Consider the following 17810-nt stretch of genomic DNA (forward strand, 5'->3'; position numbering starts at 1 on the left):
TTGCAGCTGAAGTTGCTGATACTGCTGGAGTTTTTTCATCTTCACACCTTAGTTGAATAAAGGTGTTGCACTTCAGATTTGAGTCCGCCATGCGCCAGTGGGCTAAATGATGCTTAAAGTCTGCGCGAGCTGATGTTCTGCGCCTGGTGCAAGGTCAATCACGTTAGGCCCGGCATTGGCGGCTTCGATACAGAAAAAATCCTGCCAACCCGCATCCGGCACATCGGGCATGGCTTGGGCGCCTTCGCTGCCCGGATTCCAGACCACCACCGACGCGCTGCCCTGGGTGTCAATCACGATGCGGCGTTTCCAGACCGGGTCAGTCAGGCTGTAGCGGTGGGTGGCGCTGGGCGCGGTATGGTGATAAATGCGGTCGCACGACTGGTCGAGGGCAAACGGGACTTGTTGAATAGCGGGCGTCATGCCGCGCAGCTTGTCCAGGTAGGGCAGATTATTCAAGCCTTCAATACTGATTTGCGTGGCGTCGCTGACGGAAAAATAACTGTGCAGCGCTTGCGTCAGCTGAAAAGGCTGGCTGCCCAGATTGCGTGTGTGCAATGTCTGATGCAAGGTTTTACCCAGCGTGATGCGCAGGCTCACCCGCAAATTGGGCGCAAGTGAAACCTGTTCGCGGGGCATCAAGCTCAGACTGACTTCATCGTCGCTACTGGCATGAACCGCGCTGATTTGCCAGGGCAGATTGCGCACCGGGCCGTGCTGCAGCGCTTCGGCAGGCATGCCTTGCTTGGCAAACCACGGCCAGCACACCGGCACGCCGCCGCGAATGGCCGCCGGTTCAGGTGCGGACTGGGGCGACAGCCAGAACACATCGCGTTGGCCTGCAGGCACCCAGGACAGCAGATGCGCGCCGTGCAAGGCAAGGGTGGCGGTGCCGTGGCGGGTTTTGAGTTGCAGGCAGTCGTGGCCTGCCTGCGAGAGTCGTGTAATTTGGGGCGGGAGATGCATGGCCTGAATTATGGCGATGGGGGATGCCGAAGTTGATCTTTGCTGGCCGCCATGGTGTTTTGGCGCATAAAAAAAGGGGTACGTCGTACCCCTTTTTTGCTTTTAACCAGATTTTTTTAAAACGAATAACCGAGCGCGACCGTAAACACCATGGGGCTGAATTTGATGTCAGCGGTACGTTCGATGCCCAGCGTGTTGGTGGTTATCTTGGATTTCACGCGCGCCGTGGCCAGCGCGGCGGACACCGACCACTGGTTGTTGATTTGGTAGGCGAGGCCGCCCTGAAGCGCTAGGCCGACTGAATCTTCCAGCGAGATGGAGGTCGCTCCGCCATTCAAGGTATTGCCGGCAGCGGTCGAGCTGGTTTTGTCAAACCGGGTGTAGTTGACGCCCACGCCAACGAAGGGACGCCACGGGCTGGTTTTTTCGAGAAACTTGTAGTTCACGAAAATAGTGGGTGCAACCTGCCGCACTTTTGCGCCTACCTGGCCCGACAGGGCCTGCGCGCTGGCGGGCAACGCTGCATTGTTGACCTTCAGTGCAATGTCGTGCGAGGGCGGAATACCCAGAGCCAGCTCCACATTCCATTGGTCGTCGATTTCGCGCGTGTACGAAAAGAACGGCGTAGTTTTGTCGCGAACTTCCAGGCTGATGCCCGCAGGCGTAAAGGGGCCTGAAAAATCACTGGTGCTGGAATGCGGCTGGACGTTGGAAATTCCGAGCTTGATGGTGTTTTGCTGTGCCAGCGCAGGGCTTGCAGCCAACGCGGCCAGCATGCTGGTCAGGAATAAATACCTGGTGTTCATGGGTTATTTTCCTTTGAGTATTTATTTACCGGGCAGCCGTAGCGGCCTCTACTTGCTGAAAGAAACCGCGTGCTGCCGCGTTGCAGAACGGCGGCACGAGTCCGCCGTGGTACGCCTGCGTGACCGCAGAAGCACCGCCATCGCTGGCACCTGCGGCAATGGCGGCCTTTGCCGTGCCGGTTTTTGCCATGCCGAAACCTGCCTTGGCGGCGGCAAAGGGGTCGGCTGCGCTGGTGGGGGTCGAATCGACATTGAGAACTGTCAGCAAACCTGGGGCCAGCGCTGCCGGTGACGGCGCCGACCAGAAGCCCTGCATCAACTCGGTGTTTACGCTGTAGAAGACCGTGGGGTCACCGCTGCCGGCGCAAAGCAGCACCGGGCTGGTGGGTTTCCAGTTGCGCAGGTCATTCTTTTTGGCCGCAATTCGCACGGGGTACTTGGGGTCAACGGGTTGCGCACCATTGGTGACGTTGGGCACTGCGCCATCAGGATTGGCAATGGCATCAAGCAGGTAGTTCAGGCGCGCAGTGTTGGTGATCAGGTTGCTGGTGCCAAAGCCCAATGCAAACAAGGGAGCCAGTGCGGGCGGTGATGTGGGCGGGCTGATGGCGTTCAGGATGGGCTGCAGGCCTGAGCCGGCGGGTGCGGTGGGCGGCGTTCTGCTGAAAAACGCGGTTTGTGGCAGCCTTCCGCCCGGTGCCGTCAAGGTCGACAGCGGCGTATCGGTGGGCAACAGGGTGTCGATGCCGCTGGCATAGGCCGGCTCGTAAATATCGGTCAGGTTGCTGTAGATATTGCCGTAGGCCTTTTGGTAGCTGGTGAGCAGCAAGGGCGTAAAAATCGTACTGCCCAGGTTGACGTTGCCGTAAAACACGGCATCGGTAAACGCTGCCAGTGCATACGGCCCTGACATGGGGGCGCTGGCCGTGACGGTCTGGCCGGCGGCCTGCATCGCCTTGTGGGTGGCCATGGCCACATGGCCGCCTTGCGAATAGCCGGTAATAAACAGTTTTCCGCTGTCCTGCACGGGTTGCAGCAAGCCTGGCAAGGCTTTGCGTGCGGCGCTCAGGGCGTCCATCATCTCTTTGGATTCCTGGTCGGCGTTCAGGTAGGGGTGATAGGCCAGTTTGGAGGAGTCGTAGCCCGCATAGTTGGGTGCCACCACGATGTAACCCTGCGCGGCGTAGGTGGCGGCAATCAAGGCCGCTTCCGAGTAAGCCGGCGCATTCCCGTCAAGCAAGTTGGCCAGGTTGTAGCTCTTGACGGTAGTGGTGCCGTGCGCGTAGAGCACGATGGGGCGGCTGCCTGTGCAGCCCGGGCCGCCGGACGGCGTCATGAGTGCGCCGGACGCGTCGGTGGGTTCTCCAGCGCCGCCGACGGTGCCGTACTTGATGTACTGCACATCGACGCCGCATTTGGGTTTGCCTGCAATGGCCAGCAAGTTGCGGCCGTTATCGCTTGCGTTGAGCTTTGCGGTGAAGTCGCTGGCCGTGAAAAAAGCAGTACGTGGCGGGGGATTCTGGATCAGCGCGCCTCGCACGGGGCTGGTATCGACCGTGCCCAGGTTGGTCGCTGAATCGCCGCCGCCGCAGGCCACAAGTAATGACGCTGCAGCCACCGTGCTCAACAAATAAAGTGTTTTCATGCTTTTTCATCTCTGGGTTTAAAAATAGAACGACCGTTCTATTAATTGCAGCAAATGGTAGCAAGCGCAACGCGTAAGGCACCTAGGGTTTTTACCAACCCAGCCACAGTGAGGCAAAAAAACATCTGCTTAAACTTGGGCCATGAACCTTCGCCGTTTTGACTCTCTCGACGCCCTGCGCGGCATGGCCATTGTCTGGATGACTGTTTTCCATGTGTGCTTTGACTTGAACCATTTTGGCTATCTGACGCAGAATTTTTATGTCGATCCTTTCTGGACTTGGCAACGCACCGCCATCGTCAGCCTGTTTCTGTTTACGGCGGGTTGGGGTCAGGCAGTGGCCGTTCAGCAAAGCCAGAGCTGGCCTAGGTTCTGGCGGCGCTGGGCGCTGGTGGCGGGCAGCGCGCTGCTGGTCAGCGCCGGCTCTTATCTGATGTACCCGCAAACCTTTATTTACTTTGGCGTGCTGCATGGCATGGCCGTGATGCTGCTCATCGTTCGCCTGACGGCGCGCTGGGGCCGCTGGCTGTGGTGGCTGGGTGGTTTGGCCATTGCTATGAAGTTCATAGCTGTCTATGTCCACGGAATAAGCGCCCAAGCCGAATTTCTTAATCAAAACTGGTTTAACTGGCTCGGTTTGATCAGCCGCAAGCCGATTACTGAAGACTACGTGCCGGTTATTCCGTGGCTGGGTGTGATGTGGTGGGGCATGGCCGCCGGCCAATGGGTGCTGCGGTGTCGACCGCAGTGGATGAACCGGCCCGTGGGCCGTGCCGGTCAGCCACTGGCCTGGCTGGGTCGCTGGAGCTTGAGCTATTACTTGCTGCATCAGCCAGTGCTGATTGGCGTGTTGATGCTGGTGAACCTGCTGAAATAATCCGCACGCTGCGCCGACGCGGGTTGAGCTGGATAGGGCGGGAAGCAGCGTTTGCACCAATCGCCCAAAATACAGGCATCGTGCTGAAAGCCTTGCCCTGTCACGCTTTGCGACACTTTTCAGTGCGTTATCAACAAAGTTATCCACATGATCCGGGGACAACTACGGGCTTGAGAAAATGCTGGCTTTTGCAGGGGGCCGCGTCCTACAGCGTCCTGGCGGGCCTCTGGCTAAGGTGGTGGTTGGCGTTTTTGCCAGCAACAACTCCTCATTAAAGCCGACCATGACTTCACCCAAGCCCCCGGCCAATGGCCGCAAAGATTCCGCTGAAAACAAAGCCGCCGCCAAGGCGCCCGCCCGCAACACCGACAGCGGCCCGGCCGAAATGACTGGCAGTGCCGGTAACGACGCACTGGCGCAAAAAATGGCGCAAACGCAAGCCTTGGCAGCTGGCATGCCTTTTAACCCGACCAAAGCCGCCGAACATGGCTTTGAAAACGCCATGGCGCCCCAGCCTGGTGCCACCGTCGAGCCCGAGTCGCGCTTGCCCGGCGCCAGTACCGTGTCTGAAGCCAACAGCTCTGACAAAACCGGCGGCGTAGCGCCTGAAGGCGTCAACGCCACCATCGGCACGCTGGATCGGGTGCGCGTTGATTCTGCCGGCCAGGTGCTCACGACCAATCAAGGCGTGGCGATTGCCGACAACCAGAATTCGCTCAAGTTCGGCCTGCGCGGCCCGGCCTTGCTTGAAGACTTCATCCTGCGCGAAAAGCTGACGCACTTTGACCACGAGCGCATTCCCGAGCGCGTCGTGCATGCACGTGGTTCGGGTGCGCACGGCTATTTCGAGTGCTATGCGCCACTGACCGAGCACACCAAAGCCGCGCCATTTCAGGAAGCCGGGAAGATCACGCCGGTGTTCGTGCGCATTTCTACCGTGGCTGGCGAGCGCGGCTCCAAAGACACTGCGCGCGATGTGCGCGGCTTTGCCGTGAAGTTCTACACCGACGCGGGCAACTGGGATTTGGTCGGCAACAACATGCCGGTGTTCTTTATTCAGGACGCCATGAAGTTTCCTGATCTGGTGCATGCCGTCAAGCCAGAGCCCAACCACCAGATGCCGCAGGCTGCCAGCGCGCACGACACCTTCTGGGACTTTGTCTCGCTGATGCCCGAGTCCACGCACATGCTGATGTGGCAGATGTCAGACCGCGCCATTCCGCGTAGTCTGGCCACCATGCAGGGCTTTGGCGTTCACAGCTATCGGCTGGTCAATGAAGAAGGCAAGTCGGTATTCGTGAAATTCCACTGGAATCCGAAATACGGCACGCACTCGCTGGTTTGGGACGAAGCCGTCAAGATTTCAGGCGCTGACCCTGACTACCACCGGCGCGACCTGTGGGAGCGCATCGAGTCGGGCGCGTACCCTGAATGGGAGCTGGGACTGCAGATTTTTACCGAGGAACAGGCCGAGCAATTCAGCTTTGACATTCTGGACTCGACCAAGCTCATTCCCGAGGAGTTGGTGCCGGTGCAGGCGGTTGGGCGCATGGTGCTCAACCGCAACCCCGACAACTTTTTTGCTGAAACCGAGCAGGTGGCGTTTTGCACGGCAAATGTGGTGCCTGGCATCGACTTTTCCAACGACCCGTTGCTGGCCGGCCGCATCCACTCGTATGTGGACACGCAAATATCCCGTCTGGGCGGACCGAACTTTCACGAACTCCCGATCAACGCGCCGATCAATCAGGTGCACAACAACCAGCGCGACGGCATGCACCGTCAGGCGGTCCATCGGGGCAATGTGGCGTACGAGCCCAATTCGCTGGGCGGCGGCTGTCCGTTCCAGGCCGGCGCAGGTCAAGGCTTTGTGACCGTTCCGGCCCGCCTGAAAGCGCGTGAAGAGCAAGACAAGGTGCGCGGAAAACCTGAAAAGTTCGCCGACCATTACACGCAGGCGACGCTGTTCTACGAAAGCCAGACGCCGGTGGAGCAAGCGCATATTGCTGCTGGTTTTCGTTTTGAGTTGAGCAAAGTGACCGTGCCGGCAATTCGTGAGCGCACCGTGTCCATGCTGCGCAACGCGTCCGAATCACTGGCGCGCAAGGTGGCTGAGGGCTTGGGCATTGACCCGCTGCCCGACGCCATGCCGCGTGCGCTGGAAAATCCGGCCAAGCCTGAAATTACAAAATCGCCTACTTTGTCGCTGATGGCCAGGCCAGGGGATGGTTCCATCAAAGGGCGCAAGGTGGCTGTGCTGATCGCACCCGGCGTGCAGGCTCATTCTGTCGAAGTGCTGCAAAAGGCAGTGCTCGATGCCGGTGCCGTGCCGCGTCTGGTGGCGCCTCATATTGGCGGTGTCAAGGCCGATGGCGGCAAGGTACTGCAAGCCGATGCTTCGCTGGAAAACGAGCCTGGCTTTTTGTTTGACGCGTTGGTGTTGCCCGACGGCCAGGCGGCCGTTGACACGCTGGCCAAGGACGGCCACACGATGGAATTTATCAAGGACCAGTACCGTCATGGCAAGACGATCCTGGCGCTGGGTGCGTCCAAATCGTTGCTTGAAAAAGCCGGCGTGCCACTCACGCTGGCTGACGGCAAGCCCGATCCAGGGTTGATTTTGGCGATGTCTAGCAAGGCCCAGGCGGCCGCCGCCAAGTTCATTGAAGGTGTTGCGCGACACCGTCATCCGGAACGCGAAACCGATCCGCCACGGGTGTGACGGTTTGCGGCTTTGTTGTGACCGCAGTCATTCATCCGTGCCGTAGAGGGCTTCGGCCCACGACTTCGCGATGATGGCGCTCAAATAAAGCAGCGCATAAAAAAACGCGGCCAAGGCCGCGTTTTTTCAGGGCGCATGGCGCGGGTTTATTCCACCTTGGCCTTCTTGCGCAATTCTTCCTGGAATGCAGCCAGCTTTTGCTGCTGCATCTGCTGGGCGATTTGCGGCTTGACTTCTTCAAACGCCGGCAATTTTGCTGAGCGAATGTCGTCCACCCGGATGACGTGGTAACCGAACTGCGACTTCACCGGTGTATCGGTGGTCTGGCCCTTTTTCAGCTTGAGCAGCGCTTCGGTAAATTCAGGCACGTAGCTCGATGGATTGGCCCAGTCCAGATCGCCGCCATTGGCACCCGATCCAGGGTCTTTGGACTGCTTCTTGGCGATGTCTTCAAACTTGGCACCTTTTTTCAGGCTGGCAATAATGGCTTGGGCGTCGGCTTCTTTTTCAACCAGGATATGGCGCGCCTTGTATTCCTTGCCGCCGTTGGCAGCGACAAACTTGTCGTATTCAGCCTTGAGGTCGGCGTCGGTAACGGGGTTGGTTTTTTGGTAATTGGCAAACAACTCGCGGATCATCAAGGTCTGGCGCGCCAGTTCCATCTGCGTCTTGAATTCATCGCTGGTGGCAATGCCTTGCTTCTCGGCTTCTTGCATGAAGACTTCGCGGGCGATGACTTCTTCGCGCAGCTGGCCTTCCATTTCAGGCGTCACCGGCCGACCGGATTTGGCGACCTGCTGGGCCAGTGCATCAAGGCGGGTTTTGGGAACGGCCTTGCCGTTGACGATGGCGACGTTTTGCGCCATAGCGCCGGTGGCGCCCAGTGCCAGCAAGCTTGCCATGGCGGTGGCCAGTAAAAGTTGTTTATTCATGATCAAGTCGAAATCCTTAGAGGAATAGTGGGGGTGAGCGGTTTGATTGTTGCCAGCCAGAAGCCGGGCCTTGTTGCGAAAGATCAAGGCAGTCGGGCTGTCTCAATGCGCATCAACGATCTCAATAGCCAGGGCATGCAGGCCCTGATCAATGAAATTTTGCATTGCATCATACACAAGCCGATGGCATGCCACGCGGCTCTTTCCGGCAAATGCCGGACTGGCAATACGCACACGAAAGTGCGAACCAAAGCCCTGTGCATTTGCGCCTGCATGGCCGGCGTGCGAGGCGCTTTCGTCCAGCACTTCGAGTCGCGTCGGATGCAGCTTGTCGCGCAGTTGCTGCTCAATTTCCCGGGTGCGAACCGGCAAGGCGGTGTTTTGGCTTTCGGCGCTGTTCATGAGGTGGTGTCCGGTTTGATGTGTTTGTTGAGAAAAAACGCCTGCACCACCACAAACACCAGCATCAGCCCCATGCCGCCGAAGAGCTTGAAATTGACCCAGGTGCTGGTCGGGAAGTTGAAGGCAACCCACAGGTTGAGAAAGCCCATCGCTGCAAAAAATGCCACCCAGCTGAAATTGACTTTGCGCCAGACTGGGTCAGGCAATGTCATTTGCGCGCCCATCAGCGACTTGATGCCGTTTTTCTTGAACAGCAAATCGCCCACCAGCAGCGATGCGCCCATCACCCAGTACAGCACGGTCGGCTTCCATTTGATGAAGCTTTCGCTGTGAAAGTAAATCGTGGCACTGCCCAGTGCCGTGACCAGCCCGAGGCTGATCCAGAGCATGGTGTCGACCTTGCGGCCGCGTGCCTTGAGCCAAAGTATTTGCGCCAGCGTGGCCACAATCACCACCACCGTGGCCAGCAACACCGGCGCTTCAGCAGGGCCAACCACGCCGCCCGACACCATGAAACCGAGCCAGTCGGTGGCAGTGGCGGCGGCCCAGTCCTTGTGGCCTTCGGCGTACTTGAACATGCCGAAGAAAAGCGCTATCGGCAAAAAGTCGAACAAAATTTTCATGGCGTGATTATGTCGGAGCGGTTTTTGGTTTCGGAAGAATGCCCGCGCCACTTGGGGAAGCGGAGTTTTGCCTGCTTCCACATCAGCAGGGGCCACGGAACCGGCTTGGCCGGGCCGCAGGCGCAGCGGCCCCCTCGGGGGGGGCAGCGACCACACGAAGTGGGGAGCGTGGGGGCTTACTTCTTTTTGAAGTCCAGTGACGCAGAATTCATGCAGTAACGCAGCCCGGTCGGTGTCGGGCCATCGGGAAACACATGGCCCAGATGGGCGCCGCAGTTGGCGCAAACGGTTTCGGTACGGGTCATGCCGTGGGCACGATCGACATGCTCTTCAATGGCGCCTTCCTTCACTTCTTGTGAAAAGCTCGGCCAGCCGCAGCCGGCATCGAACTTGGCCGACGAATCGAACAGTTCGGCATCGCAGCAAATGCAGCGGTAAGTGCCTTCCGCCTGGTTGCTGTCGTATTTGCCGGTGAAAGGGCGTTCGGTGGCGGCGTGACGCGTGACTTCAAAGGCCACGGCTTCTGCGCCTTTTTCAGCCAGCACGGCTTTCCATTCGGCATCGGTTTTCTGGATTTTTGGGGTCATGATTTTGAAGTCCTGATGGGTTGAAAGAGGGGTTAAGAGCTGCAGCTGATGGCAATCGATGCAGCCCAGTCGGGCGGGAAACCGGCAAAGCTTGTCTGCTCCGGGTGTTCATCAAATGGGGACTGCAGCAAGGTCAGCAAGGTATCGACCTGCGAAAAGTCTTTTAGTTTCGCCGCTGTAATCGCTTCTTCGCCCAGATGGTTGCGCAGCACGTACTTTGGATTGCTTTTAAGCATCAAATCGGCTCTATGCGCACTGTCCACGGGCGCAAGCCGCTCTGAATACTGTAGCGCCCAGGCGTTGAAGGATTCGAGGTCAAAAAACAAATCGCGCACCGGTGCATGGCCGCTTTGCGCATTGAAGGCGCACAGCCGGCGCCAGAAAATCGTGTAGTCCACCTTGTTGGCCGCCAGCAGCCGGAACGTGCTGTCAATCAATTCCTTGTCGCCGGCCTGTTCGTCGGGCAAGCCCAGTTTGGCGCGCATGCGGGCTTGCAGCGCGTCAGGGAAAACGGTTTTGTAGGATTCCAGAGCGGCCAGCGCATCTTCCTGGTTTTCAATCAGCGGCAGCAACGCCTGGCCCAGGCAAAACAGGTTCCAGTACGCCATGTTGGGCTGCTTGTTGTAGGCATAACGGCCTTGCTCGTCGGAATGGTTGCAGACGTGGCCGGGGTCGAATGCATCGAGGAACTGAAACGGGCCGTAGTCAATCGTCAGGCCCAGAATGCTCATGTTGTCGGTGTTCATTACGCCGTGGCAAAACCCGACTGCCTGCCAGGCGGCCATCAGGTGCGCCGTGCGTTCGCTGACGACTTGCAGCAAAGCCGCATAGGGCTGCTTCGCGTCGCGGCATTCGGGATAAAAACGGTCGATGACGTAGTCGGCCAGTGTCTTCAGTTGCGCGTGCTGGTTGCGGTGGCTGAAATGCTCGAAATGGCCGAACCGGATAAAGCTTGGTGCTGTGCGCGTCACCACCGCCGCCGTTTCGATTTCTTCGCGCCGCACCTTCGCGTCAGAACCCGTAACGCACAGCGCGCGGGTCGTCGGAATGCCCAGCCCGTGCATGGCTTCGGAGCATAAAAATTCACGAATCGAGCTGCGCAGCACAGCACGGCCATCGCCCATACGCGAATATGACGTCAGGCCCGCGCCCTTGAGCTGGATTTCCTGCGGGCCCTGTGGCGTTTCAATTTCCCCCAGCAAGATGGCCCGGCCATCACCCAGTTGACCGGCCCAGACGCCGAACTGATGGCCGCTGTAGACGCTGGCCAGTGGCTGGGTGCCGGGAAGTGGCTGGTTGCCGCTCAAGGCGGCCAGCGTTTCGGCAGACTCCAGCCATGCATCGCCCAACCCTAATTCACGCGCCAAGGCGCGGTTGCGCCCAACCCAATAGGGCGAAGGCAGGGGTTGGGGCGTTAATTCGGTGTAGAAGTCCGGACCGAGTCCGGTAAAAGTGTTGATCCATTTCAGCTCGGCTTGGGCAGGGTTGATCGGGCGGGCGGCAGTGTCTGTGGCAGGTCTCATCGCTGAATTGTGCAATGCGCCAAGCAGCCCTGCGCAGCAAGGGGTAAACCGCTGCGCCCTGCGTGGCTGCGTGTCGCCAACGTGGCGCAGCTACGGATATTCCCCGAGTAGTTTGCGCCATGCGCGCCTGTACCATGCGCGCAGAAGGTTTTAATTTTCATGACATGCCCGACCGGGCGGAAAAGGACGCAGACGATGTTAGGTTTAATGCAGAACCAGCCCTTGCTGATTTCATCACTGATCGAATTTTCTGCCCGCCATCATGGCGACGCGGAAATCGTGTCGCGCCGGGTCGAGGGCGACATCCACCGCTATACCTACAAAGAGGCCGCCCAGCGTTCGCGTCAGGTGGCCAATGCGCTTGATGCGCTGGGGCTGAAGTTTGGTGACCGCGTGGCGACGCTGGCCTGGAACGGCTACCGCCACTTCGAGCTGTATTACGGCGTCAGCGGTTCGGGCCGCGTGCTGCACACCATCAATCCGCGCCTGCACCCTGACCAGATTGCCTGGATTGCCAACCACGCCGAAGACCAGGTGCTGTGCTTTGACCTGAGCTTTTTGCCGCTGGTGCAGGCTGTGCACGCTAATTGCAGCACCATCAAGCACTACATTGCGCTGTGCGATGCCGACAAGCTGCCTGCGGATTCCGGCATTCCCAATTTACAGAGCTACGAAGGCTGGATAGCCGCTGAATCGACCGACTACAGCTGGCCCGAGTTTGACGAAAACACCGCTTCGAGCATGTGCTACACCAGCGGCACCACGGGCCACCCCAAGGCGGCGCTGTACAGCCACCGCTCCAGCACACTGCACGCGTACGCAGCGGCATTGCCCGATGTCATGGGTATCTCGGCACGCGACTCAATCTTGCCCGTCGTGCCGATGTTCCACGTCAACGCCTGGGGCATTCCGTATTCGGCTGCGCTCACAGGGGCCAAGCTCGTGTTTCCCGGCCCGGCGCTCGACGGCAAGTCGGTGTATGAACTGATCGAGGCTGAAAAAGTCACTTATGCCGCCGGCGTGCCCACCGTCTGGCAAATGCTGCTGACGCACATGAAACCGCAGGGCCTGCGGTTTTCAACCCTGCGGCGCACGGTGATTGGCGGCTCGGCTTGCCCGCCGGCCATGATCCAGGCTTTTAACGACGACTACGGCGTAGAGGTTTTGCATGCCTGGGGCATGACCGAAATGAGCCCGCTGGGCACGCTCTGCACGCTCAAGAACAAGCATGACGGGCTGTCTGCCGACGAAAAAATGAAAGTCCGCCTCAAGCAGGGCCGGGCCATTTACGGTGTTGACATGAAAATCGTTGACGGCTCCGGCAAGGAGCTTCCGTGGGATGGCAAGACGTATGGCGATCTGCTCGTCAAGGGGCCGTGGGTCATTCGCGAATACTACAAAGGCACCAGCGACCCGCTGGTCGATGGCTGGTTTCCGACCGGCGACGTGGCCACGATTGATGCCGATGGCTATATGCAGATCACCGACCGCAGCAAGGATGTCATCAAGTCGGGCGGCGAATGGATCAGCTCGATTGACATCGAAAACATCGCAGTAGCGCATCCTGCGGTGCTGATGGCCGCCTGCATCGGCATGGTGCATCCAAAGTGGGACGAACGGCCCATCATTGCAGTGGTGAAAAGGCCGGGCATGGATGTCAGCCGTGAGGAGCTGCTGCACTTTTACGAAGGTAAAACCGCGAAATGGCAAATTCCCGATGACGTGGTGTTCGTCGACGCGATTCCGCTGGGCGCGACCGGCAAGATGCTCAAAACCCGGCTGCGCGAACTGCTTAAGGACTACCAGCTCCCGCAGTCCTGAAAGTGAATGGCAAGGGCAGAAATAGTTTTCTGCCAGCCGTTTGCCGGCCAATCGTCAGTTCAGGGCCGCCCAAGCGCAGCCACCTATTCAGAGGCAGCAAAGAGCATGAAGCGCCAAGGGTAGGTGCGCACCGGTTTTCCCAAACCAGCCAGGGCCGCGGAACCGGCTTCGCCGGGCCGCAGGCGCAGCAGCCTCCTCGGGGCGCAGCGAACCACACGCAGTGGGGAGCGTGGGGCCATCCCCAGTCACCCGAGTGACATCCGATAGGGCATTCCCTGACAGCGTGTCATCCCTTTTCCCCTAACCTTTGGTGGTTCCCCGTTCATTTCGCTCGTAGTTCCCATTATTTTTCAGGAGACAAGGGATGACAACCCAGCGCTACTTTTTCCGCCGGCATTTTGGTATTGCCGTGGCCGCATCGGCCCTGCTTTGCACGGGCATGAGCTTTGCCCAGGCGCCTGCACCAGCCAAGATGGCTGCGCCAGAGGCGGGCGCGGTCAACCTGAACCAGACGGTCAAAATTGCCTGGCTCGATCCCTTGTCCGGTTTGATGGCAGCGGTGGGCACCAACCAGCTCAAGAGCTTTCAGTTTCTGGCCGATCGCTTCAGCCAGAAAAACAAGGCCGGTGTGAAGTTCGAGATCATCGGCATCGACAACAAGCTCAGCCCACAGGAAACCACCAACGCGCTCAAGTCGGCCATTGACCAGGGCGCCCGCTACGTGGTGCAGGGCAACGGTTCCGGCCCGGCGCTGGCCATCATTGATGCGCTGTCCAAGTACAACGAGCGCAATCCGGGCAAGGAAGTGCTTTTTCTCAACTATGCAGCGGTCGACCCTGACCTGACCAACAGCAAGTGCGATTACTGGCATTTCCGTCTGGACGCCGACACCTCCATGAAAATGGAAGCGTTGACCACCTTCATGAAAGACCAGCCTGACATCAAGAAGGTCTACCTGATCAACCAGAATTACTCGCACGGCCAGCAGGTGTCCAAGTTTGCCAAGTCCAACCTGGCCACCAAGCGGCCCGACATCCAGATCGTCGGCGATGACCTGCATCCGTTGGCGCAGGTACGTGACTTTGCCCCGTATGTCGCCAAGATCAAGCAGTCAGGCGCTGACTCGGTCATCACCGGCAACTGGGGTTCGGACTTGACGCTGCTGATCAAGGCGGCTAACGAGGCGGGGCTGAACAATGTAAAGTTCTATACCTACTACGGCGGCGTGACCGGTACACCGACTGCAATGGGCGCTGCTTCGGCGGGTCGGGTCTATCAGGTGTCTTATAACCACCTCAACCTGGGCGGCGACATTCAGCAGGCTATGGGCGACTTCAAGAAGAAGTTCAATGACGACATGTACACCGGTGCCATTTATCACGCCTTCACGATCCTGACCGAAGCCATGGCCAAGGCCAAATCGACCGAGCCTGCGCTGGTCGCCAAAGCCATGGAAGGCCTGCGCTTCAAGAGCTTCAATGGCGAGGTCGAAATGCGCAAGACCGACCACCAGCTCCAGCAAGGCCTGTTCATCGATCGCTGGGAAAAGGCCGGCGGAAAGTACCCGTATGACGCTGAAAACACCGGCTACACCTTTGTGCCGGTGAAGTATTACGAAGCCTATGTGGCCAGCACGCCTACTTCGTGCCAGATGAAGCGTCCTTCGTAAGACATCCAGTCCATTCCCCGTAATGCGATGCGCGCAGGTGTCGCGCCGCAACCGTGCATAGCGCGGCCAGGCGGTGTCAACACCTGTCGCGATAAGTCGGGAATGGCACCACGGACTGACTCTTTCGGCCAGGCCCGACCCCGATTCGGGCTTTTTTATTTTTACCAATCAGGCGCACCACGATGAATCTGGAGTTCTTCACCATCTCCATGCTCAATGGGCTGAGCTATGGGCTGCTGCTGTTCATGCTCAGTTCCGGGCTGACGCTTATTTTCAGCATGATGGGCGTGCTCAACTTTGCCCACGCTTCCTTCTACATGGTGGGTGCTTACATCGCCTACAGCACGTCGCAGGTCATCGGTTTTTGGTGGTCGCTGCTGGTCGCGCCTTTGCTGGTGTTTGTCATAGGGGCGGCATTCGAACGTTTTTGCCTGCGCCGGGTTCATAAATTCGGCCATGTTCCCGAACTGCTGGTCACTTTCGGCTTGTCTTATTTACTGCTGGAACTGGTGCAACTGGTCTGGGGGCGCTCTCCTGTCAACTATTTGTTGCCCACGGGTTTGCAGGGGCCGCTGTTTACCGTGTTTGGCACCAACTTTCCCAAGTCGCGCGCCTTCATCATGTTTATTTCACTGGCCATGCTGGTCAGCATCTGGCTGCTGCTGACGCGCACCCGGATTGGTCTGGTGATCCAGGCGGCCTTGACGCATCCGGAAACTGTCGAGGCGCTGGGCCATAACGTGCCGCGCGTTTTCATGCTGGTGTTTGGCGGCGGCGCGGCGCTGGCCGGGTTGGCTGGTGTGGTGGGCGGCAACACCTTTATCACCGAACCTGCGATGGCCGGCTCGGTGGGGGCGATTATTTTTGTGGTGGTTGTGGTTGGCGGCATGGGCTCGCTCAGTGGTGCCTTTTTGGCCTCCATCCTGATCGGGTTGATCCAGACTTTTGCAGTCGCCATGGACCAGTCGCTGATGAGCTTGCTTGCGCACTTCAACTACCTGGTGACGCCTGAGACCTTTGGCTATCCTGTGCTCAAACTGACTATTTCACAGGTCGCGCCCATCTTGCCGTTTTTGTTCCTGGTGCTGATCCTGATCTTCCGGCCCAAAGGCCTTTTGGGTACCCACGAAGGTTAAGGACTTGAGCACATGACAAATTCCCACTCTCCCTCCAAACCCTACAACCTTGGCCGCTGGGCGGTCTGGACGTTGTATGCGTTGATGCTGATCGCAGCGCCGCTGCTGTTCAAAAGCAGCCTGTCGCTGACGATGCTGTCGCAGGCCGGCTATCTGGTCATCATCTGCCTGAGCTACAACATCTTGCTGGGGCAGGGCGGCATGCTGAGCTTTGGCCATGCGGTCTATGCCGGGCTGGGCTCTTTCCTGGCGATTCATGCGATGAATCTGGCGGCCAGCGGTCGTTTTTATATTCCCCTGAGCTTGATTCCGCTGGTGGGCGGCCTGTCGGGCTTGTTTTTTGCGGCCTTGCTGGGTTATGTCACCACCAAAAAAGCCGGCACCACCTTTGCCATGATCACGCTGGGCGTGGGCGAACTGGTGTTTGCCATGTCGCTGATGTTCCCGGAGTTCTTTGGCGGCGAAGGCGGCATCACCACCAATCGCTCGTATGGCAAGCCAGTGTTCGGCATCAGTTTCGGGCCGCAGATTCAGGTTTATTACCTGATTGCGGTGTATTGCTTTATTTGCACCGCCGCCATGTTCGCTTTTACCCGCACACCGCTGGGCCGCATTCTGAATGCCGTGCGCGACAACCCCGAGCGTGTCGAGTTCATCGGCTACAACACCCAGCGCGTGCGCTACTACGCCTTCATCATTGCCGGATTTTTTGCCGGCATCGGCGGCGGTCTGGCGGCCATCAATTCGGAAATTGTCACGGCAGAAGTGGTCAGTGGCGTGCGTTCAGGCAGCTTGCTGCTGTTCACTTTTCTGGGCGGTGCTACCTTCTTTTTCGGACCCATCATTGGCGCAGGCCTCCTGGTGCTAGCGCTGATCTGGCTGTCAGAGCTGTCGATGGCTTGGCTGCTGTATGTCGGCCTGATTTTCTTGTTCATGGTGATGTATGCGCCGGGCGGCATTGCCAGCCTCATCATGATGAACCTGCGGGTGGCTTCGTTTGGCAAGCTCAAGCAGCTGTGGCTGCGTTACCTGACACTGGCGCTGACGGCTTTCGTCACGCTGATGGGCGCGGCCGCCATGATCGAAATGATCTATCACCGACAGCTCAACGCCGCCGTTGGCCCCGAACTGAAGTTCATGGGCCTGGTGCTCAACACCACGCAAAGCACGACCTGGCTGGTGGCCGGAGTGGTTTTTCTGATCGGCCTGGCTTTGTTTGAACTCGCGCGCCGCCAGTTCCGCCAGCAATGGAGCCGTATTCAGGATGAAATTGAAACCGAAATCAAGCGCCGGGAGTTGCTATGAAAATTGATGCGCCACCGCACGCCAGCTATGCGCTGGAGCTTAAAAACCTGCGTAAAAGCTTTGGCAAGAGCGAGATCATTCGCGGTATCAACCTGGCGGTCAATCCGGGCGAGCGGGTGGCCATCATCGGGCCCAACGGCGCGGGTAAATCGACGCTGTTCAACCTGATCAGTGGGCGCTTCGAGCCCACCAGCGGCGAGGTGTTGCTGGACGGCCAGCGCATCGACGGCAAAAAGCCGTTCGAGATCAACCGCATGGGGTTGTCACGCAGTTTCCAGATCACCAATATCTTTCCCAAGCTCAGCGTGTTTGAAAACCTGCGCTGCGGTGTGCTCTGGAGCCTGGGCTACAAATATACGTTCCTGAAATTCCTGGCCGATCTGGACGATGCCAATGCGCGGGCTGAGGAACTCATGGCGATGATCAAGCTGGATAAAAAGCGCGATGTGATGGCCACCAACCTGACTTATGCCGAGCAACGCGCGCTGGAAATCGGCATCACGATTGCGGGCGGCGCCAACGTCATCCTGCTGGACGAGCCGACGGCCGGCATGAGCCGTTCGGAAACCAGCCGCTTCATCACCCTGATCAAGGAAGTCACGGTGGGCAAGACGCTGCTGACGGTCGAGCACGACATGGGGGTGGTGTTTGGCCTGGCCGACAAGATTGCCGTGGTGGTGTACGGCGAAATCATTGCCTACGACGTGCCCGAAGCCGTCCGCGCTGACCAGCGTGTGCAAGAGGCGTATCTGGGTTCATCGGTGGCAGACGCGCAAGGGCAGGGACACTGACATGC

15 protein-coding genes are annotated in these 17810 nt (G+C 58.8%); 7 read left to right on the forward strand and 8 right to left on the reverse strand.

The window, feature by feature from the left end; all coding sequences use genetic code 11:
• Window positions 1-102 precede the first annotated feature (102 nt).
• The 3 genes from RCH06_RS15945 to RCH06_RS15955 form a co-directional block, all read right to left on the reverse strand.
• Complete coding sequence (locus RCH06_RS15945; protein ID WP_327082450.1) at window positions 103-966, reverse strand: D-hexose-6-phosphate mutarotase; 864 nt, start codon at window positions 964-966, stop codon at window positions 103-105.
• A gap of 116 nt (window positions 967-1082) precedes the next feature.
• The gene (locus RCH06_RS15950) at window positions 1083-1772 is read right to left on the reverse strand and encodes an OmpW/AlkL family protein (RefSeq protein ID WP_327082451.1); all 690 of its coding nucleotides are present in this window, start codon (window positions 1770-1772) and stop codon (window positions 1083-1085) included.
• 25 nt (window positions 1773-1797) lie between these two features.
• Window positions 1798-3417, reverse strand: a complete 1620-nt coding sequence (locus RCH06_RS15955) for an alpha/beta hydrolase family protein (RefSeq protein ID WP_327082452.1) — start codon at window positions 3415-3417, stop codon at window positions 1798-1800.
• A gap of 142 nt (window positions 3418-3559) precedes the next feature.
• On the opposite strand from RCH06_RS15955, the gene RCH06_RS15960 reads away from it, so the two are divergent.
• Together RCH06_RS15960 and RCH06_RS15965 are read left to right on the forward strand one after the other, a co-directional pair.
• Window positions 3560-4294 carry a heparan-alpha-glucosaminide N-acetyltransferase gene (locus RCH06_RS15960; RefSeq protein ID WP_327082453.1) on the forward strand — a complete coding sequence of 245 codons (735 nt, stop codon included), beginning with the start codon at window positions 3560-3562 and terminating at the stop codon, window positions 4292-4294.
• A 283-nt stretch (window positions 4295-4577) separates the two neighbouring features.
• Window positions 4578-7016, forward strand: a complete 2439-nt coding sequence (locus RCH06_RS15965) for a catalase (protein WP_327082454.1) — start codon at window positions 4578-4580, stop codon at window positions 7014-7016.
• Between the two features lie 146 nt (window positions 7017-7162).
• Here RCH06_RS15965 and RCH06_RS15970 read toward each other — a convergent pair whose 3' ends face one another.
• The 5 genes from RCH06_RS15970 to RCH06_RS15990 form a co-directional block, all read right to left on the reverse strand.
• On the reverse strand, window positions 7163-7948 hold the full coding sequence (locus RCH06_RS15970) for a peptidylprolyl isomerase (RefSeq protein ID WP_327082455.1): 786 nt from the start codon (window positions 7946-7948) through the stop codon (window positions 7163-7165).
• Between the two features lie 102 nt (window positions 7949-8050).
• The gene (locus tag RCH06_RS15975) at window positions 8051-8350 is read right to left on the reverse strand and encodes a BolA family protein (protein ID WP_327082456.1); all 300 of its coding nucleotides are present in this window, start codon (window positions 8348-8350) and stop codon (window positions 8051-8053) included.
• Window positions 8347-8973 carry a septation protein A gene (locus RCH06_RS15980; RefSeq protein ID WP_327082457.1) on the reverse strand — a complete coding sequence of 209 codons (627 nt, stop codon included), beginning with the start codon at window positions 8971-8973 and terminating at the stop codon, window positions 8347-8349. Before RCH06_RS15980 ends, RCH06_RS15975 begins: the two co-directional genes overlap by 4 nt.
• 176 nt (window positions 8974-9149) lie before the next feature.
• Window positions 9150-9560 (reverse strand): peptide-methionine (R)-S-oxide reductase MsrB, encoded by a 411-nt coding sequence (gene msrB, locus RCH06_RS15985; RefSeq protein WP_327082458.1) that lies wholly within the window; start codon window positions 9558-9560, stop codon window positions 9150-9152.
• Between the two features lie 32 nt (window positions 9561-9592).
• Window positions 9593-11083 carry a protein adenylyltransferase SelO gene (locus RCH06_RS15990; RefSeq protein WP_327082459.1) on the reverse strand — a complete coding sequence of 497 codons (1491 nt, stop codon included), beginning with the start codon at window positions 11081-11083 and terminating at the stop codon, window positions 9593-9595.
• 195 nt (window positions 11084-11278) lie between these two features.
• Between RCH06_RS15990 and RCH06_RS15995 the strand changes: the two genes are divergently transcribed.
• The 5 genes from RCH06_RS15995 (at window position 11279) to RCH06_RS16015 (ending at window position 17805) form a co-directional block, all read left to right on the forward strand.
• Complete coding sequence (locus RCH06_RS15995; protein WP_327082460.1) at window positions 11279-12904, forward strand: 3-(methylthio)propionyl-CoA ligase; 1626 nt, start codon at window positions 11279-11281, stop codon at window positions 12902-12904.
• A gap of 439 nt (window positions 12905-13343) precedes the next feature.
• The gene (locus RCH06_RS16000; protein WP_442799705.1) at window positions 13344-14573 is read left to right on the forward strand and encodes a branched-chain amino acid ABC transporter substrate-binding protein; all 1230 of its coding nucleotides are present in this window, start codon (window positions 13344-13346) and stop codon (window positions 14571-14573) included.
• 182 nt (window positions 14574-14755) lie between these two features.
• Entirely contained in the window at window positions 14756-15709 is a 954-nt protein-coding gene (locus RCH06_RS16005; protein ID WP_327082461.1) for a branched-chain amino acid ABC transporter permease, read from the forward strand.
• 12 nt (window positions 15710-15721) lie between these two features.
• A complete protein-coding gene (locus RCH06_RS16010) occupies window positions 15722-17014 on the forward strand; it encodes a branched-chain amino acid ABC transporter permease (RefSeq protein WP_327082462.1) in 1293 nt (430 codons plus the stop codon).
• The gene (locus RCH06_RS16015) at window positions 17011-17805 is read left to right on the forward strand and encodes an ABC transporter ATP-binding protein (protein ID WP_327082463.1); all 795 of its coding nucleotides are present in this window, start codon (window positions 17011-17013) and stop codon (window positions 17803-17805) included. The genes RCH06_RS16010 and RCH06_RS16015 overlap by 4 nt, the downstream gene beginning before the upstream one ends.
• The last annotated feature ends 5 nt before the right edge of the window (window positions 17806-17810 follow it).

It is taken from the genome of Polaromonas sp. CG_9.5, assembly GCF_035984465.1.
Classification (GTDB): Bacteria; Pseudomonadota; Gammaproteobacteria; order Burkholderiales; family Burkholderiaceae_C; genus Polaromonas.